We start from the raw sequence: 22193 nt of genomic DNA, 5'->3' as shown, positions 1-22193 counted from the left end.
AGGAGCGGAACAAATGCTGAAGACGACTTCCGTATCCGGAAAAATATTTAATGTCTGCAATGCTCTCTTTCTCATCCTGCTTGCCTTTCTCTGCTTGTTCCCGCTCGTCAACGTCCTTGCGGTGTCGCTCAGTTCGAGCACTGCGGCGAGCTCCGGAGAGGTGTCGCTGTGGCCGGTCGATTTCACTTGGCAATCGTACAATTTCGTATTGCAAAAGCCCGAGTTTATGAAAGCCCTCACCATCAGCGTGGAACGGGTGCTGCTCGGGACCGCACTAAACATGCTGCTGACCATTACGCTTGCATACCCGTTGTCCAAAGAGTCGTTCGCGTTTAAGGGCAGATTGTTTTACGTCTGGTTCTTCGTCTTGACGATGCTGGTCGGGGGCGGAATCGTTCCGTGGTATCTCGTGATCCAGAAGCTTCATTTGCTCGGCACGCTTGGCGCACTCATTTTGCCCGGAGCGGTGAACGTGTTTAATGCCGTACTGCTCCTCAATTTCTACCGTGGTTTGCCCAAAGAATTAGAAGAAGCGGCTTTCGTCGACGGAGCAGGACATTGGAAAATTTTGTGGAAGGTATACGTACCTCTATCGATGCCGGCGATTGCCACGCTCATTTTGTTCTCCATGGTCGGGCACTGGAACTCTTGGTTCGACGGTCTCATTCTGATGAACTCACCGGACAAATATCCACTGCAAAGCTATTTGCAAACCGTCGTGATCAACCGCGACCTCAGCCTCGTCTCGATGGCGGACGCGGAGTCGCTGGCGGACATATCGGACCGCACATTGAAAGGCGCGCAAATTTTCCTCGCCGCCTTGCCGATCATTTGCGTATATCCGTTCCTGCAACGATTCTTCATTAAAGGGGTCATTGTTGGCAGCGTGAAAGAGTAGAAGGGGAAAGGGGCTTCGGAGCGTATGGCTGATGTAGGAAAAGGTGAATTCGAACATTTGCGTACTCCATATAAGCGGGAAGTGCCGGTGCTTCAAGGTTCGGGCGAGGCAGGCACGTATGACGCGATGTCGGTGGACTGTCCTTTCGTTTTTTACCATAACGATACGTTTTATATGATGCATATCGGCTTCGATGGTTTAGGATATCGGACGGCGCTCGCTACAAGTGACAACTTAGTAGAGTGGAAGCGCGAAGGCGTAATTATGGGCCGAGGAGAAGATCCCTCCCGCTGGGATTATGTAGGCGCGGCATACTCGTGGGTGCTGCTGGAAAACAACGATTTATACGAACTGCCCCGCTTGAAGAAAACCGACGGAAAGTACTGGATGATTTATCATTCGTATCCCGAGTTCGGTTACGAGGCCGGGGGAGCGAAGATGGGGCTTGCTTGGTGCGAGAACGAGAGCTTGCTGGATTGGCATCGCCTCGAAGAGCCGATCTTCTCGTATGAGTATGGCGGCGAATGGGAGCGGGCCGGCTTGTACAAGTGCTGCTTCGTCGAATTCGAGGGACGGTATTGGATGTTCTACAATGCCAAGGACAAACAGGAGTGGCCATGGACGGAGGAGACGGGGCTCGCGGTGTCGGATGATCTGCTGCACTGGACGAGGCTCGCCGGCGGTGAGCCTGTTATGGGCGTGAAGCCGGGCTCGTTTTACAGCCAATACGTAAGCGATCCCCATATCCGGTTCGATAGCCGGACGGGCAACTGGGTGAACTTCGGCTTCGGGTTCGACGGCAAGCATGCGCAAGGGCTGCTTGCAGCGTCGAAGGATTTGACGAACTGGAAGATAATGGATGAACCGTGGGTTCCGCATGGTCAGCCGGGTGAACTGGATGAGACACATGCGCATAAGTCTTCGGTCATCTATTGGAATAATAGATTCTATCACTTCTACTGTGCATGTAGACCCGCCAAGCCTGGGGACACGACGAAGATTGCCGATGGCGATGGCGAATTCCGATGCATCATGCTGAGGACGAGCTTGCCGTTAGACTAAACAAAAGCGCAGTTCCGCTAAGGACTGCGCTTTTGTTGTGCCACCTAAAAAAGTAGAAATCGGTAGAGTGAAAGTAGCGAACGGCTGATGGCAGCGGCTCGCGACTTCGCTATAATACTCTTGCAACCAACTTTAGCGAAAAGGTAGTGATGATTAATGAAAAAGAAGAGATTAAGGCGTAGTAGAGCATTCTTGTCGCTCCTAATTGTAAGCGTATTCTTATCTACGCTATTCTCCGGTATGCAGGCTTTTGCGTACGACACTGGGGCTACTGTCACTGCGTCTTACACGTTCTTCATGGACTCGGCGAGCAGCGTGAATGACGGAACCTTGTCTTACGACGACACGCCGAAAAACCGTTGGACCGCGTATGAGTCGCCGAATGCGACGGACTGGCTGCAGACGGATTTCGGTTCGGCCGTAACGAGAAGCAGCGCTGACGTCTATTTGTACGACGACGGTGGCGGTGTGAAGGTGCCAAGCTCCTATAAGGTGCAATACTGGAACGGAAGCACGTGGACGGATGCTGCAAGCCAAGTCAAATCCCCGGCTTCTCCGACCGGCAACCAGCTCAATCGGGTAACCTTTACGTCCGTGTCGGCAAGCAAATTCAGAGTGCTGTTCACGCATCAATCCGGATCGAAATCCGGCGTAACGGAAATCGCTTACGGTACGGATTCTTCCACGCCGCCGACGGAGCCGCCAACCTCGACACCGTTAGCGGGAACATCCACGGCGTCGTATACGTTCCACATGGATGAGGTGGACGACGTTGATGACGGTACAATCTCCTACGTCAACTCGCCGCATAACCGCTGGACCAGCTACCAGTCGCCGAACGCGACCGATTGGGTGCAGAAGCAATTGAGTGCGAGCAGCAGCGTGTCTAAAGCGGAGATCTATATTTACGATGACGGAGGCGGTGTCAAAGCTCCGGCCTCCTACAACGTGCAATACTGGGATGGCACGACATGGACAAACGCGGCAAGTCAATCCAAGTCGCCTGCAGCGCCGACTGGCGGTCAGGTCAATACAGTTACGTTTACATCCGTTACGACTTCCAAGCTGAGAATCGTCTTCACGCCGCAAGCCGGCTCGGCTTCAGGAGCGACGGAAATCAAGTATTATGGCACCGGAGGTGGAACGACGCCTCCAACGGAACCGCCAACAAATCCGGGGAACTACCCGAATTACCAAGTGAGCGTCGTGTCGCCATCTTACGGCGCTTCGATTAACGGCACGATTACGATCAAGTTCTATGCGCCGGGCATGCAGAACGTATGGGCAAGGTCCTGGCACCAGCCGGATACCGCGCATCCGAACGCGAACGGCTATGATGCCTGGTTCCAGCGGGTGACACCTGATGCAAACGGTTATGGCGAAGTAACATTCCCGGCCGCTGACTTCCCGCATGGACCGATCTCGGTCATCCTGAGCGCATGGGATTCGCCGGAAGGCAATCCGAACTATGCGCACTCGGATAACTGTTATTTGCAGCTGTATAACGAAGGCGGCGTCACTTGGAAGCAAGGCATTCCATCCGCACCTACCCAAGCTTCGGGTATGAGTGTGCTTTTCCAAGACGATTTCACGGGAACGTTGTCGGCATCCCGCACGGGCATAGGCGCCACATACGCAACGTCTAAACCGGACGCGCCGAACGGCACCGAATTCGGCGAAGCGATTTTCGCCGATTACGGCGGGGCAAACGATCCGTTTGCGATCCTCGGAAGCAACTATTTGCGTATTCGTGCCAAGAAAGCTCCAGCCGGAACGGTTGACCCGATGGGCTGGAACCGAACCTATACCGGCGGCTTGTTGTCTTCCGTACGCACCAACGGAACCGGCGTCGCGGCGACTTACGGTTACTTTGAGGCTCGCATTCTAATGCCTGCAGGCAAAGGGACGTGGCCGGCGTTCTGGCTCATGTCACAGAACAGTATTTCGCAAGGCGTGCCGTCGACTGCGGAAATCGATACGGTCGAAGCGTACGGACAAGATCCGAATGGCGCATGCCAAGCGAAGCACTGGTGGGCCGGCAGCCCGGAAATGCACGACACGCATTGCTCTTCCTCTAACTTCGCTTTCGGCGACAACGCATCTACTTGGCATATTTACGGCACCAAAATTACGCCGACCGACACGATCTACTACATCGACAACGTCGAGGTATGGCGCCATACGACGTTCGACCAAGCTAAAACGCCGATGTATTTCATGCTCAACCTGGCGCTCGGCGGCGGCTGGCCGATTGATCTCGCCAGATACAACAACCAGGTCGACATGTTCGTCGATTATGTTCGCGTGTTCCAATAAACCAATAAGAAAGCCGCCGGTGAAATGACAACCGGCGGCTTTTCTCTATGATGCGGATGCGCTTTCCCGATACTCATGAGGCGTCGCATTCATTTCCCTCTTAAAGAACCTTCCGAATGACGTCGCAGAATCGAACCCGACTTTCAAGGCGATATCCTGTATTTTCAGATTCGAGAACTTGAGCAGATCACAAGATTTCGTTAGCCGAAGCTCGGCGATATATTCGGAAATGCCTTGACCGGTCTGCTGCTTGAACAGTCGAGACAAGTAGGTCGGATTCAAGTAGACGGTTTCCGCAAGCCGGACGAGCGACAGGTCTTCATTCAAGTGGCCGTCGATAAAGGATTTCAGCTTGGCGATCAGCATGTGAGCGCCTGCCTCGCTCTCTTGATTGCGGATGTCGAGCAATCGGCGGATGATGTCCCGCAAATAATCGAGCGCCTCCTCCCAAGAGGAGTGGGCATCCAGGGAGACAAGCTTGGTCAGCCAATCTGACGGAAACTCTTCTGTCCGCGGCTGATGGTTAATGGCGGATAGCAGCATATAGGCGATGCCGTTGTACATTTCGTATAGAAAGGGATGTTTGCCCGTCAGCTTGCGGGAGAGCGCGGCGAGCTCGTCGAAATCGGCGATCAGGCGATTCTCAAGCGCCATCTCGGAGGATAACAGCTGTTTTAACCGGCTTTGGGCTTTGATGATGGTCTCATTGGTTTGCGGGCTTCCCGAAGCGAAGTTTCGATTGACGCCATCCGTTAACAGCATCTCGTTACGCTGACCGAAACCGTAGAACAAGATTTGCTTGAGCTCAGAGTATTTCAAGTGAATGCCGTCCCAATCGATGGTCTCCGAGCTGGCGACGAACGAGACCGGAAGCTTTAAATACTGTTTGCAGGCGGCTTGTATCGTCTCCAGCTGACCATGCACGAACCGTACCCACCGCTGGCTCGCGGTATCCCATTGACTGTTCGGAGCAGGCTGGATGAATGTAACCATCGCGGACGGATCGAGCATAACGCTGAAAGCTTGGCAGCCTGCCCAGAACTCGCCGGCGATATTTTGCAGGGCGTAATACATGAGCGTTTTATCCGCATCGGAATGCGAGGGGGCGAAGCGGTCGACGCGCGAGATCAGAAGCAGCGGCGGTGCGGATGCGTCCAGCGGCATCTTCAGCTCGTCCATTCTCTCTTGCTTGGCGGATGCGAGGCCATGGATCAGCTGGCTCACGTAATCTCTCTGCAAAGGGGCCAGCGACTGCTGCAACTTATGTTTAGCTTGGTCGATCAATTGGTTCATGGAGCTTGCGCGCGACAGCTCGTCGATCGCCTTTTGGATTGCCGCTACAATCGCTTCGTCGCCGTCCATTTTGAGGACATAATCGACTCCGCCGTTTCGGAAAGCCGTCTGGATATAAGAGAAGTCGTCGTACCCGGATAGGAATACGACTCTGCAATCCGGCCATTGCTCCGCGATCTTAGCTTGAAGCTCGAGGCCGTTCATCCCGGGCATGCGGATATCGAGCAAAGCGATATCGATCTTCATCATGTCGAGCAGCCGCAAAGCTTCTTCAGCCGATTGCGCGCCATATACTTCGCCCAGCGCAAGCGGTGCTTCTTCTCCCAAAAGCTGCTGAAGTCCTCTTACGATAATCGGTTCATTATCCACGATTAACAGTCGGTACATCGCCTTATGCCTCCTTAAATGGGATGATGATGGTCATTCGCAAGCCCCCGAGCGTGCCGCGTCCCGCCAGCAGATCGGCATGTTCGCCAAAGTTAAGCCGAATGCGCAGTTGAACGTTACGCAAGCCTTCGCTGTCGGACTTGTATTCCGAATCGGTCAATAGGGCAACGATATGTGCCAGCTCCTCCTCATCCAGCGATCCGTTATCTTCCACCGCGATTTCGGCATGGTCCCCGCAATCCTTGAAAGCGACAATAACGAGCCCTTCTTCAATTTGGTCCTCCAGCCCGTGCTGGTAGGCGTTCTCGACAAGCGGCTGAAGCAGCAGCTTGGGCACCGCCAGCGAGCTGACGCGCTCCGGAACTTCGCCGAATTCTACGCGGACGTGATCGTCGAACCGAATGCCCTGAATGGCGGCGTAGGATCGGCAGAATTTGATTTCTTGTTCGAGCGGCACGAAGTCGGCGTTTTTGGTTACGTATTTGAAGTATTCGCCCAGATGCTTGGAGAAGGCGACGACTTTGTCATTCTCTTGGAGTTTGGCCAGCCGGTGCAGGTTGAAGAAGCTATTGTATAAGAAATGCGGGTTAATCTGGGACTGCAGCTGCTTGAGCTCGGCAACCTTGATTTGGTATTGATGGACGTAGGCTTCGTTAATCAAATCCTGCAGTCTAGATACGGTACGGTTATATTGCAAATACAAGTAATTGAATTCGTCTCTTGAACGGTAATTCAGTTGGGCCGAGAGATCGCCTTTCTCAAGTCCTTTGAATGCGCCGACAAGTCGCTTCAGCGGCGTATGGATGACCTGGTAGAGTCGATAGGAAAACAGCAGAATGAGGATCGGCGCGGCGATCGATATGGCCCATAACCAAACCGCGTATTGTTTAAGAGGACCAATGAAGCTGCTTTCTTCCACGAAAATCGCGAGCGTAAGCCCGAGCTTCGACGATTTCTCGAAAAACCCGTAGTACGTGGAGCTTCCGTCCTCGATGATTTCGTATCCGCTCTTCTGTCCGGCTGATAGCTGCTTACTGATGAGGGCTTGCAGCTTCGCGCGGTCGGAAGGCACGTTGCCGCTCGTCTCGCTCCAGTCCAAATCCTGATTCATGAGCATGGCGCCGCCGTTGCCGTCAATGAGGAAGCCGGACAGAGACTCTTTGATGGCATGACTCGAGATTTCGAGCGCAATGGTGAACCCGCGGCCGATCGACTGGCTGTTCGGATAGGGCAGACTCATCCATAACCGATTCTGATAGAGAAGGAAGGGCGATTCGAACGTATCGGCCATTTGGTTTAATGCAGCTGCTTCTTCGTGGTTCAATTCGTTGAAGGACAAAGCAGAGATTTTACGCTCGAGTACGGGAAAGTTTACGAAGGCGTCTTCTACGTAAGGGCTCATGTTTTTTAATATCTGCAGCTTCTTCTGAACGTTCCTGACCGCATTCGTATACTGCTCGCTGGTCATAATGATCGAAGAGTAAGCGAGATTGAAAATATCATCGTCGAGCGTATATTGCTGCTCCAACGTGACAAGGGGGCCGAAATCGTCCTCGAGCGCATTGATGTAGTAATTGACCTTCGCTTGCATGGAGCTGGTGATCTCGTTGCGCACGAGACGCTCGCTGCGGATGTTCATGAGAAGGCTGATCGTAACGAGAGGAATAACGATGACCAGAAAGGTCAGAACGAGCTTGGGGTAGAGGGTGAGCCGGCGCAGAAAGCTCATTCGTAACCTTCTCCTTAGGTGGATTTTCTCTTAAGTATATCGTGTAAACGCTATCTTTCAACGAACAATCCGAAAGAAGTTGAGGATGGTAGATCGAAAGTAGAGAACGGATGATGGCTCACGTACAAGCTTCGGAACGCAGCAGCCAGGATTCCTTTGTTTTGCGGTATGTTTCGTAAGATATTTGGATTGAACGGCTAATCGCGCTGGATTAAATTGATAGATGTATTCAAATAAATGGTTTGGAAGGAGCTCATTCATGAAAGCGTTAACAACATGTTTAGCACTATTAATATTTGTTTGCAGTTTTTCCTTCGGCACGTCTACGCTCTCCAGTGCAGACGCCACGGCAAGCTCCGCGAACGAAGTCATCTACAGTTACGAAGCGGAAGCAGCGGGGAACACGATGTCGGGAAACGCATCTATATCTGACTGCAGCGTCTGCTCAGGCGGCAAGAAGGTAGGGGGCTTGTACCAAGGAAGCGGCATGCGTTTTAACGATATTCAAGTGCCGGAAGCCGGTTCGTACAACGTTGTTTTCTCCTACATATCAGGAGATCCAAGAAGCGCGGACATTAGTGTGAATGGCGGCACTTCCCGTCATATTGACTTCGACAAGACAGCTGACTGGAATACGTTAGGCACGTTAACCATTCCCATGACACTTGTTCAAGGCAGCAACTATATCGACATTTCAGATGGCAGCGGATACTCGCCCGATTTTGATGAAATCAATGTTTATCCGATCACGCAGGGCTATGAAGCAGAAGCTTCAGGTAACACGTTGACGGGGAATGCAACCGTATCGAATTGCGGCGCTTGCTCCGGCGGGCAAAAGGTAGGAAATCTCTATCAAGGTGCTTCCTTGCAATTTAATGCGATTAATGTCCCTACAACGGGCAGTTATAACCTTACGGTATATTATATTTCCGGCGATCCACGTGCTGCCGACGTGAGCACCAATGGTGGTCCGGCGCAGAATATACTCTTCCAGAGCACGAAGGATTGGAATACGGTGGGTTCGCAGACCATCAGCATCAACTTGACGGCTGGAAGCAATACCATTCTGTTCTCGGATGGAGGCGGGTATTCACCTGATATGGACAAAATTGTCGTAACGCCGATAGAAGCGGATCAAGTAAAGCCTTGCGAGCAGGTAGTCACCGAAGCGCCGTCTCTAGGAACACCTACGGCAAAGAAGAAGTTCGGATCAATCAAGATCTCGGAGTACGCGGATGCAGTTGTCATCGAGAATGGTGACTATGCCGTTACTTACCGCACCGATAATGGAATGGCGGACTATGCTTGGAAGAATAAGACGATTGCCAAAGGCGTATACAGCAAGTTCGAAGAAGAGGCAAGCAGCTGTTATGACAGCCACAGCTTCTCCATGGCGGATGTGACCGCCTTGAAAGACGGATTCGGTAAAGGCATTAAGGTAAAATTCGTGAACAGCCAAGAAGGCAGTCCGACATTGAACCAGTGGTACAGCTTTTATGAGGATACGCCTTATTTCTTCACCCGAACAGAAGCAGTATCAGCTGCAGAGATGCAAACGAATTATATAGCTCCGCTCGTAACGAATACAACGGGTGGCATCGATATTGGCAGCTATACGGACGGACGGGTATTATCCGTTCCTTATGACAACGATATGTGGATTCGTCACCAAGCCGTGCCTCTCAATTCATCCGATACGAGCTATGAAGTATCGGCAATCTATGATAATGCCAGCCGCAATGGTCTTATCGTTGGTTCGGTAACCCATGATACATGGAAAACAGGAATTCGATTTACAGGCGACAATAATCGCTTGAATCGGTTGGAAGTATACGGCGGCGCTTCGACCGCTAAGACGCATGATTCGGTCCCTCATGGAACCATTAAGGGAACTGTACTGACATCGCCAACGGCATTCGTCGGTTTCTATGGCGATTATCGGAAAGGCATGGAAGAGTACGGCAAGGCAAACGCAGTTATCGCCCCGCCGCTCGCATTTGGCAAGAAAGTACCCGAAGGCGTGCCTGTCGGCTGGAACAGCTGGGGGGCTTTCGGAAGCAATCTGACCTATCAGGATGTGCTGGATACGTCCGATTATGTGAAGCAGCATCTGCAGAAGGAAGGCTTCAATAATAAGAAGGTCACCTATATCAATTTGGATTCGTACTGGGACAATCTAACGGAAGCGCAGTTAGCGGACGTTGTTTCGAAGATCCGCAAGAACGGACAGAAAGCCGGCATCTACTGGGGACCATTCGTCTACTGGGGAGACAATATGGAGCAGCAGGTCGAAGGATCGAATTATAAATACGGAGATATCATCTTGCGGGATGAGTCGGGTAATCCGCTGCCTAAATTGGACGGTGCTTATGCGGTAGATCCGTCTCACCCGGGCGCGAAGGAACGGATTACCTATTTCCTTAACCGATTTAAGAATCTTGGCTTTGAATATATCAAACTGGATTTCCTTACCCACGGTGCCTTAGAAGGAGAACATTACGACCCTGCGGTCCAAACCGGAACGCAAGCGTACAACCAAGGAATGGCTTATGTCGACAGCCTCATCGCGGATAAAATGTTTATCAGCGCCTCTATCGCGCCGCTGTTTCCAAGCCAATACGCGCACAGCAGACGTATCGCTACCGATACGTTCGGCAGCATCTCCGATACGGAGTTCCAACTAAACGCGTTGACGTACGGCTGGTGGCAGAACGGAACGATCTATCATTACACGGATCCCGATCATATGGCATTGTCCAGAGCGGGTTCTATAACCGAGGCGAGAAGCAGAGTCAACTCAGCCGTTATTTCGGGAACCGTGTTTATGGATTCGGATAACGTTCACGATGCGAAAGCGCAAGAATACATCACGACGCTGCTGACGAATAAGCAGGTTATGGAAGTCGCCCAAATCGGAAAAGCATTCCGCCCGGTCGAGGGGAATACCGGCGCCAAGGCCGCAGACGCATTCGTGCTGAAGGATAAAGGCGATTATTACATCGCGCTCTTCAATTACGGCAGCACGCCTGTCGACAAAACAGTCGATTTGGCAAGGGCCGGTTTGGACGGCGGCGCGGCTTATAAGCTGAAGGATCTCTGGACGGGGGCTGTTTCTGGGGCCGTTCAAGGCTCCCTGCAGGTGACGCTTGAGCCAATGGAATCCAAGCTGTTCCGCTTGACGCCTAAGAACTAACTTACGAAGAAAAGCCGGAGGCCAGCGCCTCCGGTTTTTGATGCTGAGAGTCGGGTTATGCGACTCTCAGCTTCTTTTTTGGGTGTTTACGCCGCTGAGAGTCGTATTTTACGACTCTCGGCCACCGGCGCGAGCGGGGTCTTGGTTTTTTTGATGCTGAGAGTTGGGTTATGCGACTCTCAGCTTCTTTTTGTGGTGTTTACGCCGTTGAGAGTCGCATTTTGCGACTCTCGGCCTCCGGCGCGAGCGGGGTCTTGGTTTTTTTGATGCTGAGAGTTGGGTTTCGCGACTCTCAGCTTCTTTTTGTGGCGTTTACGCCGTTGAGAGTCACATTTTGCGACTCTCGGCCTCCGGCGCGAGGGGGGTCTTGGTTTTTTTGAAGCTGAGAGTCGGGTTTCGCGACTCTCAGCTTCTTTTTGTGGCGTTTACGCCGTTGAGAGTCGCATTTTGCGACTCTCGGCCTCCGGCGAGAGCAGGGCCTTGGTTTTTTGAAGCTGAGAGTTTTCTTCCTTGCTTCTTATAATGCTCCCCTTAGCGGGATCAGGATTTGAACGGCTGTGCCAATGCCCAGCCGGCTATAGATATGGATGCCGTAGCTGTCGCCGAACGTCAGCTTAATGCGGCGGTCAACGTTGCGGATGCCATAGCCGGAAGTTCCGTCACCGTCAGCATCCTCTTCACCATGAATTCGCTGGAGCTTCTCCGGCCGCATCCCCATGCCGTCGTCGATGACCTCGAGCACGAGCGTATCTTCCTTAATGCGCGCTTTGATGATCACGTTTATGCCGGCTTCATCGTCCCATATCCCGTGATTAATCGCATTCTCTATAAAAGGCTGAAGCATTAGCTTAATGACCGGATAAGGCAGCGCTGCTTCTTCAATGTCAAAGTGTACATGAAGGAGGCCTTCGAACCGCAATTGCTGGATCGCAATGTAGGATTTCGTCAGTCTCAGTTCCTCAGCGAAGCCGACGATGGTTTTTCCTTTGTTTAGCGAGATGCGGTAAAACTTCGCGAGATGGGTAACCATGTCCTGAATCCGGTTGTCGTCGCTGCGCATGGCTAACGATGAGATGGAGGCCAGTGTGTTGTAGAGGAAATGCGGATTGATTTGTGCCTGCAGCATGCTCATTTCCGCTTCTTTCTTCGCAATTTCCTTCTTGTACACCTCGTTGATGAGTTCCTTCATGCGTCTGGCCATCTTCGTCATGGCGAAGGATAACAGCCCGACCTCATCATGCCAGATCGACACGGCCTGGACATCGAAGTCTTCCGATTCGATCCGGCGCGTGAGCTGCAGCAGCTTCTCGATCCGAATCGTAAACCACCGTGCCGTTATATAAATCAGGATGATCGATAGGATCAAGCTGACGATGCCGATCGTGAACAGACGGGAGAAGGCGATCTTGACGTTCATCAACAAGCTGTTATAGGAAACGATTGATACGGTTTTCCATCCATTATCAATGGAATTAAATACGACAAAAACGCGCTCGCCTTTGTACATGCCGATAAAGCTGCCGGCCTTCCTGCTTCCCCAGTCACCTCGCACAAACTCCTTCAGATTATGGTTGATCTTGTTCTTGTCCTTGCCGGAAATGATGGCTCCATCCTCGGAAATGATGAACAGTTCTTTATTATTGTTCTCCTTCGCCATCAGGGCGTAAATGTCGGCTTCCGGAATATCCAGCGTCAGAATGCCGTACGGGTAGTTCAAGCTGTTGTTATCGAGTAGACGAGCGAGGACGATGCGGGATGGTTTGCGCTCCTCAATGCCCTGTGTCACCTGTTCGCTCGGAGGATTGGTCGCCGGCATGACGGTGAACGTAACGCTGCCGTAGGATTTGCTGGCCAAACGATACCAGGGGTAGCGCATCATATCGTTATCCGCACGTTTAATAAACACCTGGTCGGTCGGCAAGGTGAGATTGGTCGTGTATACCGCTACATTGCTGAGGTCCGTGTTGGTGACGAGCAGATTTCGGAATGTGCTGTTGATATATTCATAGGCATCGACGTATTGGTTATTGTCTGAATAATCCATGGTCAGGAAATCGCGAAGGCGTCCATCCAGATACAAGGAGGAGGAGACCTTCGAATAGGAATCGAGCTTCATCTTCAGGTTGGAGCCAATCTGATCGGTCGTGGAAAGCATGTTGGAATACATCTGTCTAGTCAGTTCGCTCTTCATCGTTTCATAGGAGTAAATCGCAAAGAAGATAAGGGGGACTACAGAAACAAGCCCGAAGACGACGAATAGTTTGTTGCGTAAGTGCATGTTGAGAAAAGGTCTTATAAGCAGGCGATGAATGAGGCCGGGCACGATAAGTCCCTCCGAATCAGTAGATTTGTTTGCGATAGTGGTTGGGAGTCATGCCCGTTGTCTTATGGAAAATGGAACAAAAGTAAGACACGTTCTCATAGCCGACCAATCCTGCGATTTCATGGATCTTGAGCGATTTATCGGCGAGAAGCTCAGTTGCCCGTTCCATGCGTGTCTCGGTAATCACCTCAAGTATGGTGCGTCCGGTCTTCTCTTTATAGATGGTGCGGATGTAATTCGGCGACAAGTAGACTTCTTTCGCGATATCCTCAACGGTCAACGGTTTGTGATAGGCACGTTCAATAATATCTTGAATGTGCCGGGCGATATGCTGATGGCGGTCTTTGTCCTTCTCGGACAGGGCCATGATCAGACTGTTGCAGACATGCAGGACATGCTCCCCAATATCGGCAAGGGTTTGGCAATTGTTCATAATTTCCCATTCGCTGCTGAACGGACCGGCTTGAAGCTCGTTAATCGCGCCGCTGAAATGCTGCTCCACGGTCGTGATGAGACGAACGGCTGCGGAGCGGGCAAGATGAGGGTGCACATGTTTCTCTCGAAGCTTATTTATAAAAGTGTCCACCTCCTGTTCCGTTTCCTCAGCACGCTGATGCACGATGGCCCGGCAAAGCACAGCGCGATGTTCTTCAACGTCCACCTCTTCCGTAGACGGCTTGTGAACGTCTTCAGCGGAAAGCAGTGCCCCGTTACCGAAATAGAATGCCTGTTTAGCGGCATCATGCGCTTCCTTGAAGAGGGCATATGCATCTTCCAGTCGTTCGCTGGTCTTGGATAAACCGATTGTAAGCGACACGGGAAAATCCGCTTCAATGAGCTTCTGTAATTGCTGCCATATCTCCTGTTCACCGTCAAACAGGGAGGCTGGGAATACGCCGGCGAACGTACGATACTCCCAATCGAGTAACGCTCCACGATATCCGAGCGCCAATAATCGGCTATGTACGGCTTCGCCAATGCTCCTCTCAAGAGGGTCCGGCATGCTTAAATCCGCAGCAGATCCGTCATTGCGGCTGGGGCGGCCAATCATCAAGCAGGCGGCTTTATAGGGACCGCGAAAAGGCGGAGAAACCATGGAATCGAGCTGCAGCAGCTTCTGCACCAGTTCTACTCGACGGTCCGGCGCTTCCTCCATAAGGAGCATCCGCAGCAGCTTCTCTTTGGCCATCTCTTCCGAGCGCTCCGTTAGTTTGGCTTCCTCGCACTTCTGTTTGACCTTCTCTATGAGATGCCTCAGCTCTTCCATGTCGATGGGCTTGAGCAGATAGCCGGATGCTTCAACCGCGAGGGCCGCTTTTATATATTGAAATTCGTCGTGACCGCTCAGAAATACGATCTTGACCCGCTTTCTAATTTGCTTCGCGCGTTTCACAAACTCAAGTCCGTCCATGATCGGCATGCGAACATCGGTCAGTATGATATCGGGATCGAGCTGATGGGTTAACTCCAATGCTTCTCGGCCGTTTCGGGCTGTTCCTACAACCTGTATCCCCATTGATTCCCAAGGCACATAGTGGGTAAGCGTTTCCAATTCTATCTTTTCGTCGTCTACGAGGAGTATCGAATGCATGATAGCGCCACGTCCTTCCTGAGTGAGAGCGGGATGATCGTTACTTGCTTTATTGTAGTCGCCCTACGGTATTTCAACAATGGCACAGCGTGAATTCCGATGTTTTGGCGTATGAATTGGCGGATGTTTGCATGGATTGGCTGCGGAAAGCTCACCTATAATGAGGATATTCAAGACGATAAAGGCAGGGGGAGAGCGTAATTGAAAGCGCATATTGAACAACCGTTGCAGCGAGCGCCGCTGCTCGGAAAGAATAATGGAAAGTGGAAGCGTTTACGGCAGCAAAAGTATTTATGGCTCATGATCATGCCAGCATTCATCTGTACGCTGTTGTTTTCATATACCCCGATGTTCGGACTGTACATGGCGTTCATCAATTATCAGCCCGGCGGATCTTTTTTTGGCTCGTTTTTTCACAGCGAGTTTGTCGGACTCCGATGGTTTCAGTACTTCTTCGATAACGGCGACTTCTGGATCATTATGCGCAATACGCTGGCCCAAAGCTCGCTAAGCCTGTTGTTCGGATTTCCGGCACCGATCATTCTGGCCATCGCGATCAATGAAATTAGCAGCGGGGCGTTCAAACGCATTGTTCAAACGATTTCGTATCTGCCGCACTTCATCTCTTGGGTTATTGCGGCGAACATTATCGTCACGTTGTTATCGTCGCAAGGACTCGTTAATAAGGTGCTGATGCTGCTGCACATCACCGACGAACCGGTCGGTTTCTTCCAGAACGGACATTATTTCTGGTGGATCATCGCTACATCTAACATGTGGAAGGACATGGGTTTCAACGCCATCATGTACCTGGCAGCCATTGCTTCGATCAATCCCGAGCTGTTTGAGGCGGCCAAAGTCGACGGCGCTTCCCGTATGAAGCAAATGCTTTATGTAACGCTGCCCTCGCTGCGCCCGACGATCGTCATCCTGCTCATTCTGGCGGTGGGGGGCATTCTGAATGCCGGCTTCGACCAGCAGTATTTGCTTCAAAACAATTTGGTGTTGAAGTATTCCGATGTAATCGACACCTATACGTACAGGTACGGCTTGCAAAATGGGATGTTCTCCTATGGCGCAGCTGTAGGATTGTTCAAGTCAGTGGTGGCCTTTATTCTGGTGCTGCTGGTGAACAAATTAGCGAAAAAAGTAAACGATCAATCGCTTTTCTAAAGGGGTCTAGGGAGGAAAGAGAGCATGAAAAGCAGGGCAATGGGAGACATGCTTTACTCCGGCGCAGTGTATGCCTTTCTACTGGCAGTCGTATTCGCAACGTTCTACCCGTTCTGGAATGTGCTGGTTCTATCGGTTAACAGCGCGTCGGATACCATCAAGGGAGGTATCTACTTCTGGCCGAGGGAGCTTTCATTTACGAGTTATAAAGAGATTTTAACCGATGGTCAAATCCTGCATGCCGTGTGGGTAACTGTAGCACGAACGGTCATCGGGACGCCGCTTACGATACTGGTCATCAGCTTGCTGTCCTATCCGCTGAGCAATCGTGATTTGGTGCTGAGAAGGCCGGTTACACTCTACTTCATCTTTACGATGTATTTTGGCGGCGGTCTGATCCCGTACTATATGGTTCTGAAGAACTTACACTTGATTGACTCGTTCTGGGTGTTTGTTTTTCCGGGGCTGATGAACGTGTTCTACATGATTCTTGTCCGGACGTATATCGAGCAGCTTCCCCAAGAGCTGACGGAGTCGGCTAAGATCGACGGCGCTAACGATTTACAAGTTTTCTTCCGCATCATTCTTCCTTTGACGACGCCGGTGCTGGCGACAATCGCTCTATTTACGGCAATTGGTCATTGGAACGCTTGGTTCGACTCCTATGTGTTCACCTATAAGCCCAGCTTGAAAACACTTCAAGCGGTGCTAGTTAAGATACTTAATCAGTACCAGACTGGCAGTATGGTGACTGAAGCACAGCAGTTGGCAGATTCCTCGAAGAGGCTTGCCGTGTCGTCGGATACGATTCGCATGGCAGCAACCATGGTCGCGACACTTCCGATTGTGCTCGTCTATCCGTTTCTGCAGCGATATTTCGTAAAGGGCATGACGCTGGGCGCAGTCAAAAGCTGATCTCTTCGTTATGAAAGGTGCTGAAAGGATGTGAGTGGAAGGCCAATTCGGGCACGCGGCCAGCGAAATCTATTTTTACCACCGAATGTCTTTGGAAAAGGTAAGGAATCATCTATCATTGTATCTGGGGGGAGCAACAATTCTATGAAGAAGAAACGTATATTCACAGTCATGCTCACAATCACGATCTTTATGACGTTACTTATCGGCTGCAGCAGTAAAGATAACAACACCGCAGCTAACGGACAAGAAGATAACACGACAGCTGCCAATTCTACCAATGCTGCTAATTCGAATAACTCGGCAGAAACGAGTGATAAACCGTCGGAACCGATTACGCTTACCTTCTTTGATAAAAATACGGGCGATGCATTCACTAACCCTGTCGCACTAGAAGTTACAAAGCGTACAGGTGTCACCGTCGAAATTCAACAGCCGAGCGGCAATCCGTCGGAGAAGCTGAATTTGATGCTTGCCAGCGGTGATCTGCCGGATATCATCCTCATGGACCGCGGCAGCGATATCGTCAACAAGTATATAGCTGCAGGCGCCATCATTCCATTAAACGAGTTGATTGATACCTTAGGGCCTGACGTCAATTCACAATACGGCGATGTATTGCAGAAGACACGTTATACCGATGGCAAAAACTACTATTTGTCCAATTGGTATGGGCTTGATAACAGTCCGGTATTCGGCATCCAGATGCGCAAGGATTTACTGAAAGAGCTCGCACCGGACAAAGCGGAGGGCGGCCAGCCGTTCACGACCGACGAATTCGAACAGCTGCTGAAGGATTTCAAAGCCAAATATCCAAACATCGATGGGAAAGCTTCGATACCGCTTACCTTAAACGCTGAGAATATGGGCGCTGTCCTTGGTACCTTCAAAGGGATGTGGGGCATGAAAACCTACTACGAAGACGGGGGAAGCTTGAAGTTCGACGTCAAGGATCCGAAATACCGCGAAATGATCCTATATATGAACAAACTGTACCGCGAAGATTTGATCGATCATGAATGGGCCGTCAATAAAACGCAAACGTGGGAACAGAAGCTATCTAATGGGTTTGTCTTCTCAACTGCTTCTGCCTATTGGGATCCGGGTAACGCGAATAACGCTTTGCTGAAATCCGGCGGCGTGGATAAACAGCTGTTTTCCTATAAAGTGGTTGCACCTGGAGTCGATCCAAGCACGACGACGTTCGGCCCCCGCAGCCCGCTCGGCTGGGATGCGATTGCCATCTCCAAGAACAACAAGCATCCGGAAGAAACGATGAAATTCATCAACTTCCTCGCAAGCGAAGAAGGTCAATATCTCCTCATGTGGGGGATTGAAGGCCAAACTTGGGATATGAAGGATGGCAAACATACGCCGCGTCCAGAAGTTCTCAAGGGCTTGAAAGAAGACTGGACCGCTGAAACCAAGAAGTCCGGTCTTCAGAAGTGGACATGGTTCGTCAAGAACGGAATGGGCAGCGACGGCACGCCTTATCACATCGGAGACAACAATCGAGGCGAAATCGACCTCATGGCGTTTAAGAATCTATCCGATTCCGTGTGGGATACGTCTCCGTACGATAACCTCGGGCCTGAGGGCGGAACGCCGGAATCGCTCAGCTTCCAGAAGGTTCAAGATATCATGAAGCAATCGATTACGAAGATCATTATCGCGAAGAGCGAACAAGAGGCAAACGCCGGATTCGACAGCATGCTTGCGGAGATGAAATCTGCAGGCGACGAGAATGTGGAAGCGATTATTACGGATAACTACACTAAGCGCCAAGAGCTTTGGAAGTAATCCAGAAGCATTCATTCGCCGGAGGGGGCTGGGTAAGCCCCCGCTTGGGAAGCTGAGAGTACGAAAATCGAACTCTCAGTGGTCAAAGCGCGTGAACAAGCAGCTGAGAGTTCGAAAATGGGACTCTCAGAGGTGAATTGGCGCGCCAAGCCCTCGTTTTGTAGGCTGAGAGTACAGAAATGGAACTCTCAGTTGTCGAAGCAGGGGAAAAAGCAGCTGAGAGTTCGAAAATCGAACTCTCAGCTGCGAACCAACTAGTTCAGCCAGCCAACTTCAGGGCAAGTTGGCCCCTTTAATAATCTAAACGGTTATCTCTGGGGAATCAGGATTCGATGGGCCGCCGGTTTCGGCGGCTTTTTGGCGTGCGCGGAACCGCCGGACTTTCATGAGGTTGCCGCATGCTCTGTCATCACAGAACCGTTTGGAACGGTTCCGAGTTTCGTCATAGTAAACCGCCTTACAATCCGGATTATCGCAAATACGCAAGCGGGAAGGTTCGCTGTCTGTGAGTAAGCGGCCGAATGAAGCGGCAACTTCCGCTCCTATGCGGGACCAGCCTGTTTGCAAAGGAGTGGTCTCCAAGCGAAAATCCGAATTCGATTCCGCGATGTGCAGGATCATAGGTCCGCCCGATAACGCACGGTTCAGCCCTTCCAGATTTGCGGGGTCCACGGAATCGCTCACCGTCAGTTTCTGGACGATATGGAGGATATGCCCTCGAAGCTGTTTCAAATCCTCTATTTCTTTCGCGGAGGGAGCTCCCGGATAGGGAAGAGAGTGAATGGCCAGCCATTCCTCCAACCATCCCGGCTTATCCAACAGCTCTTCCGTATGACCGCTGCCCCTCCAGTCACGATAGTCGCTTCTCAGAAAATCCTCCCATAACAAAAACATCGCTTCACAACCCCCTTGTTTCATGTGGAATTCTCTAAATTGTAACACCCAAGACATTATTTAGCTAGTTACTTGACGGTCGTGATCGTTCATGTTAAGGTGTGTTTCGTAACTATTATATTACAATTAGACGGTTACTCTTAAGTTGGACTTTATTTGGATCCGGCACTCATAGTTATCCTATACCATGTAAAAGTTAAAAGTAAAAAGAAAAAGGTGATTCTACCATGTACCCCATGCGCAATCAGAACCGCAATTGTACGGATACCGACCTAATCCAATCCTTTCTGGAGCAAGCTCGGACTGGATTTCTCGGTTTATCCTCAGGCGACGTCCCCTATGTCATTCCACTCAATTATGTTTGGCTGAATAATGCGATCTATTTTCATGGGGCAGAAGAAGGCAGGAAAATCAATTATATCGCCGATAACCCGCGGGCCTGTTTCACCGTCAGCGAGAATTATGGGACGATTACGAGCCCGGTACCAGCCGATACGGATACCGCCTATATGAGTGTCATCATCGAAGGAGCTTTGCTTCCCGTGACGGATATGAACGAGGCGATGGAGGCTATGCAGGTCATGCTGGATAAATATGTGCCGGGTTATTACGATCGACCGCTGGGGCGGGTTCATTTGGAACTTTATGTTTCCAGCTTAGGCAGTAAAACCGCTATCTATAAATTACCTGCAGATTCGTTGTCAGCCAAAGAACAAGCAGCACCCTTGGAGCGTATGTTCTATGAAGGCAAAACCGTTCTTCATGACCGGGCATAATGGAGCGGGGCAGAGCTAAGCATCTGCCCCGCTTTTGTTATTTCGCTAGCGGGAGCTTCACCTCGAATGAGGTTCTCCCATCGTCGCTTGCCGCGGAAATTATACCGTGATGCAGCTCGACGATGTTTTTGGCGATCGCAAGGCCTAGGCCCGAGCCCCCTGTATTTCGCGAACGGGACTGCTCGCCGCGATAGAACCGTTCGAACAACAACGGAATGATGGCTGCCGGCAAAGGCTCGCCGTAGTTCGCGATTTCCACGACGGCTTGGCCGTCGTCGCTCGAAGTCGTGATGTCGATACGCTTGCCGCTTTTCCCGTATTGGATCGCATTGACGACCAAGTTCTCGAACACCCGGACGAGCTTGTCCCCGTCTGCGACGATTACAAGGGGATGATCGGGGAGAACCAAGCGACATTCCATCTTCGCCTGTTCGAATTGCAAACGGAATTGGCCAGCCAATTGCCCGATCAGCTCGACCAGATTGATCGGAGACGGCCGAAGTTTCATGCCTCCGCTTGTCCTCGTAAACTCGAATAAATCATCGATCATCGATTTCAGGTGCATCGATTTGTGGTATGCGATTTGAACGTACTGCCGCAGCTCGACTTCATCCTGATAACGATCATCATCGATGAGTCCTAAATACCCGACGATGGACGTCAGCGGGGTGCGCAAATCGTGGGAAACGTTCGTGACCAGCTCGGCCTTCGTTCGCTCGGCGCGCCGTTCTTCCTCGATAGACAGCTTCAGCTGCGTCGTCATGCGATTGATATTGTCCGCCAATGCGCCGAGCTCGTCATCCCCTCGAATCGGGAGGCGAAAATCGAAATTCCCGCCGGAGATCTGCTCGATTCCTTGCGAAATTTCCATCAGGTAGCGAATAGTCGAATGGCTGAAAGCGAAGAAATAGATGATAGTAAAGATTAGTCCGGTTGAAATAAACGTGACCAGCACGCCGAACCTCGCTTCTATTAGCTGCAATAGCGGGCCGATGTAAGGAAAATCAAGTCTGTCTGCAACGAGCGCGACCATGCCTAGGAAACCGATCGTCACGATGGACGCCAGCGCGCTTAACCCGAATAAAAACAACATTTTGAAACGAAGGCTCTTCCACGGATTTTTATGGATCAATTTTATACCCTACTCCCCATACGGTCTGGATCAGCTTGACGCCGCCCAGCTCGCTCTCCAATTTATCGCGAAGCTTGCTGATATGAACCATAACGGTGTTATTGGACTCCATGAACTTGTCCTTCCACACGGCTTCGAAAATCGCCTCCGCACTGAACACCTGCCTGGGATGGCTCGCCAGCAAATACAAGATATCGAACTCCGTCGACGTCAAATTCACGTTCCGGTCTTCTACCGTAACGGCATGTAGTTTCTTATTGATTTTCAGAGATTGGATCTGGATTTCGTCTTGGTCCTGGGCCGGTTGCGTTTGTGTTTGCGAATTTAACAGCATGGACCTGCGGAGCAGCGACTTTACTCTGGCTAGCAGCTCAAGGGCATTGAACGGCTTAACCATATAATCGTCAGCGCCTGTCGTCAGTCCCATGATCTTGTCTATATCCTCCGCTTTAGCGCTCAGCATCAGAATCGGAATACCGTCGTACTGCGCCCGAACCGTTCGAACGACCTCCAGACCATCCATCTCCGGCATCATGACATCAAGGATAATCAGTTGAACCGATTCCTTGGCGATCAAGTCCAGTGCCTCACGACCGTTGCTTGCCGTCAGCACTTGATAGCCTTCGTTGGTTAAGAAGATTGTGATCAGCTTGGCGATTTCAAGGTCATCGTCAGCGATCAGAATTTGAATCGGATTCATAGAATCTCTCC

Annotated in this window: 15 protein-coding genes; 8 read left to right on the top strand and 7 right to left on the bottom strand. The window is 51.2% G+C overall.

Going from position 1 to position 22193, the window contains the following annotated elements; translation table 11 throughout:
• The first annotated feature begins 13 nt into the window (after nucleotides 1-13).
• The 3 genes from AC506A_RS17915 to AC506A_RS17905 all read left to right on the top strand — a co-directional run bounded on the left by AC506A_RS17915 (nucleotide 14) and on the right by AC506A_RS17905 (nucleotide 4276).
• Nucleotides 14-898, top strand: a complete 885-nt coding sequence (locus AC506A_RS17915) for a carbohydrate ABC transporter permease (RefSeq protein WP_495462371.1) — start codon at nucleotides 14-16, stop codon at nucleotides 896-898.
• 24 nt (nucleotides 899-922) lie between these two features.
• The gene (locus AC506A_RS17910; RefSeq protein ID WP_495462370.1) at nucleotides 923-1960 is read left to right on the top strand and encodes a glycoside hydrolase family protein; all 1038 of its coding nucleotides are present in this window, start codon (nucleotides 923-925) and stop codon (nucleotides 1958-1960) included.
• Between the two features lie 156 nt (nucleotides 1961-2116).
• Nucleotides 2117-4276 carry a galactose-binding domain-containing protein gene (locus AC506A_RS17905; protein WP_495462369.1) on the top strand — a complete coding sequence of 720 codons (2160 nt, stop codon included), beginning with the start codon at nucleotides 2117-2119 and terminating at the stop codon, nucleotides 4274-4276.
• 45 nt (nucleotides 4277-4321) lie between these two features.
• Here AC506A_RS17905 and AC506A_RS17900 read toward each other — a convergent pair whose 3' ends face one another.
• Together AC506A_RS17900 and AC506A_RS17895 are read right to left on the bottom strand one after the other, a co-directional pair.
• A complete protein-coding gene (locus AC506A_RS17900; RefSeq protein WP_495462368.1) occupies nucleotides 4322-5956 on the bottom strand; it encodes a response regulator transcription factor in 1635 nt (544 codons plus the stop codon).
• 4 nt (nucleotides 5957-5960) lie between these two features.
• Entirely contained in the window at nucleotides 5961-7685 is a 1725-nt protein-coding gene (locus AC506A_RS17895) for a sensor histidine kinase (RefSeq protein ID WP_495462367.1), read from the bottom strand.
• A gap of 259 nt (nucleotides 7686-7944) precedes the next feature.
• On the opposite strand from AC506A_RS17895, the gene AC506A_RS17890 reads away from it, so the two are divergent.
• Nucleotides 7945-10878, top strand: a complete 2934-nt coding sequence (locus AC506A_RS17890; protein WP_495462366.1) for a carbohydrate-binding protein — start codon at nucleotides 7945-7947, stop codon at nucleotides 10876-10878.
• A gap of 517 nt (nucleotides 10879-11395) precedes the next feature.
• Here the strand turns inward: AC506A_RS17890 and AC506A_RS17885 are convergent.
• Together AC506A_RS17885 and AC506A_RS17880 are read right to left on the bottom strand one after the other, a co-directional pair.
• Nucleotides 11396-13201, bottom strand: coding sequence for a sensor histidine kinase (locus AC506A_RS17885; protein WP_495462365.1), 1806 nt, complete (start codon nucleotides 13199-13201; stop codon nucleotides 11396-11398).
• A gap of 16 nt (nucleotides 13202-13217) precedes the next feature.
• On the bottom strand, nucleotides 13218-14792 hold the full coding sequence (locus AC506A_RS17880; RefSeq protein WP_495462364.1) for a response regulator: 1575 nt from the start codon (nucleotides 14790-14792) through the stop codon (nucleotides 13218-13220).
• A gap of 201 nt (nucleotides 14793-14993) precedes the next feature.
• On the opposite strand from AC506A_RS17880, the gene AC506A_RS17875 reads away from it, so the two are divergent.
• The 3 genes from AC506A_RS17875 to AC506A_RS17865 all read left to right on the top strand — a co-directional run bounded on the left by AC506A_RS17875 (nucleotide 14994) and on the right by AC506A_RS17865 (nucleotide 18680).
• Complete coding sequence (locus AC506A_RS17875; RefSeq protein WP_495462363.1) at nucleotides 14994-15965, top strand: ABC transporter permease; 972 nt, start codon at nucleotides 14994-14996, stop codon at nucleotides 15963-15965.
• Between the two features lie 24 nt (nucleotides 15966-15989).
• A complete protein-coding gene (locus AC506A_RS17870) occupies nucleotides 15990-16880 on the top strand; it encodes a carbohydrate ABC transporter permease (RefSeq protein WP_495462362.1) in 891 nt (296 codons plus the stop codon).
• A 144-nt stretch (nucleotides 16881-17024) separates the two neighbouring features.
• Nucleotides 17025-18680, top strand: a complete 1656-nt coding sequence (locus AC506A_RS17865) for an extracellular solute-binding protein (protein WP_495462361.1) — start codon at nucleotides 17025-17027, stop codon at nucleotides 18678-18680.
• A gap of 300 nt (nucleotides 18681-18980) precedes the next feature.
• Here the strand turns inward: AC506A_RS17865 and AC506A_RS17860 are convergent, their stop codons facing one another.
• On the bottom strand, nucleotides 18981-19574 hold the full coding sequence (locus AC506A_RS17860) for a CGNR zinc finger domain-containing protein (protein WP_495462360.1): 594 nt from the start codon (nucleotides 19572-19574) through the stop codon (nucleotides 18981-18983).
• 227 nt (nucleotides 19575-19801) lie between these two features.
• Here AC506A_RS17860 and AC506A_RS17855 point away from each other — a divergent pair, with 227 nt between their 5' ends.
• Nucleotides 19802-20350 carry a pyridoxamine 5'-phosphate oxidase family protein gene (locus AC506A_RS17855; protein WP_495462359.1) on the top strand — a complete coding sequence of 183 codons (549 nt, stop codon included), beginning with the start codon at nucleotides 19802-19804 and terminating at the stop codon, nucleotides 20348-20350.
• A 37-nt stretch (nucleotides 20351-20387) separates the two neighbouring features.
• On the opposite strand, the gene AC506A_RS17850 is transcribed toward AC506A_RS17855, so the two are convergent.
• Together AC506A_RS17850 and AC506A_RS17845 are read right to left on the bottom strand one after the other, a co-directional pair.
• Complete coding sequence (locus AC506A_RS17850; protein WP_495462358.1) at nucleotides 20388-21443, bottom strand: sensor histidine kinase; 1056 nt, start codon at nucleotides 21441-21443, stop codon at nucleotides 20388-20390.
• A 28-nt stretch (nucleotides 21444-21471) separates the two neighbouring features.
• A complete protein-coding gene (locus AC506A_RS17845; protein WP_495462357.1) occupies nucleotides 21472-22182 on the bottom strand; it encodes a response regulator transcription factor in 711 nt (236 codons plus the stop codon).
• Nucleotides 22183-22193 lie beyond the last annotated feature (11 nt).

The organism is Paenibacillus sp. N22P23 (genome assembly GCF_059383735.1).
This window is presented reverse-complemented; position numbering and strand designations above follow the sequence as displayed.

Excerpts from the sequence above, each read along its gene's own strand:
- AC506A_RS17860 (WP_495462360.1), bottom strand. The coding sequence starts at position 19,574 with ATGTTTTTGTTATGGGAGGATTTTCTGAGAAGCGACTATCGTGACTGG.
- AC506A_RS17845 (WP_495462357.1), bottom strand. The coding sequence starts at position 22,182 with ATGAATCCGATTCAAATTCTGATCGCTGACGATGACCTTGAAATCGCC.
- AC506A_RS17890 (WP_495462366.1), top strand. The coding sequence starts at position 7,945 with ATGAAAGCGTTAACAACATGTTTAGCACTATTAATATTTGTTTGCAGT.
- AC506A_RS17870 (WP_495462362.1), top strand. The coding sequence starts at position 15,990 with ATGAAAAGCAGGGCAATGGGAGACATGCTTTACTCCGGCGCAGTGTAT.
- AC506A_RS17865 (WP_495462361.1), top strand. The coding sequence starts at position 17,025 with ATGAAGAAGAAACGTATATTCACAGTCATGCTCACAATCACGATCTTT.
- AC506A_RS17855 (WP_495462359.1), top strand. The coding sequence starts at position 19,802 with ATGTACCCCATGCGCAATCAGAACCGCAATTGTACGGATACCGACCTA.
- AC506A_RS17895 (WP_495462367.1), bottom strand. The coding sequence starts at position 7,685 with ATGAGCTTTCTGCGCCGGCTCACCCTCTACCCCAAGCTCGTTCTGACC.
- AC506A_RS17850 (WP_495462358.1), bottom strand. The coding sequence starts at position 21,443 with ATGTTGTTTTTATTCGGGTTAAGCGCGCTGGCGTCCATCGTGACGATC.
- AC506A_RS17900 (WP_495462368.1), bottom strand. The coding sequence starts at position 5,956 with ATGTACCGACTGTTAATCGTGGATAATGAACCGATTATCGTAAGAGGA.
- AC506A_RS17880 (WP_495462364.1), bottom strand. The coding sequence starts at position 14,792 with ATGCATTCGATACTCCTCGTAGACGACGAAAAGATAGAATTGGAAACG.
- AC506A_RS17915 (WP_495462371.1), top strand. The coding sequence starts at position 14 with ATGCTGAAGACGACTTCCGTATCCGGAAAAATATTTAATGTCTGCAAT.
- AC506A_RS17910 (WP_495462370.1), top strand. The coding sequence starts at position 923 with ATGGCTGATGTAGGAAAAGGTGAATTCGAACATTTGCGTACTCCATAT.
- AC506A_RS17905 (WP_495462369.1), top strand. The coding sequence starts at position 2,117 with ATGAAAAAGAAGAGATTAAGGCGTAGTAGAGCATTCTTGTCGCTCCTA.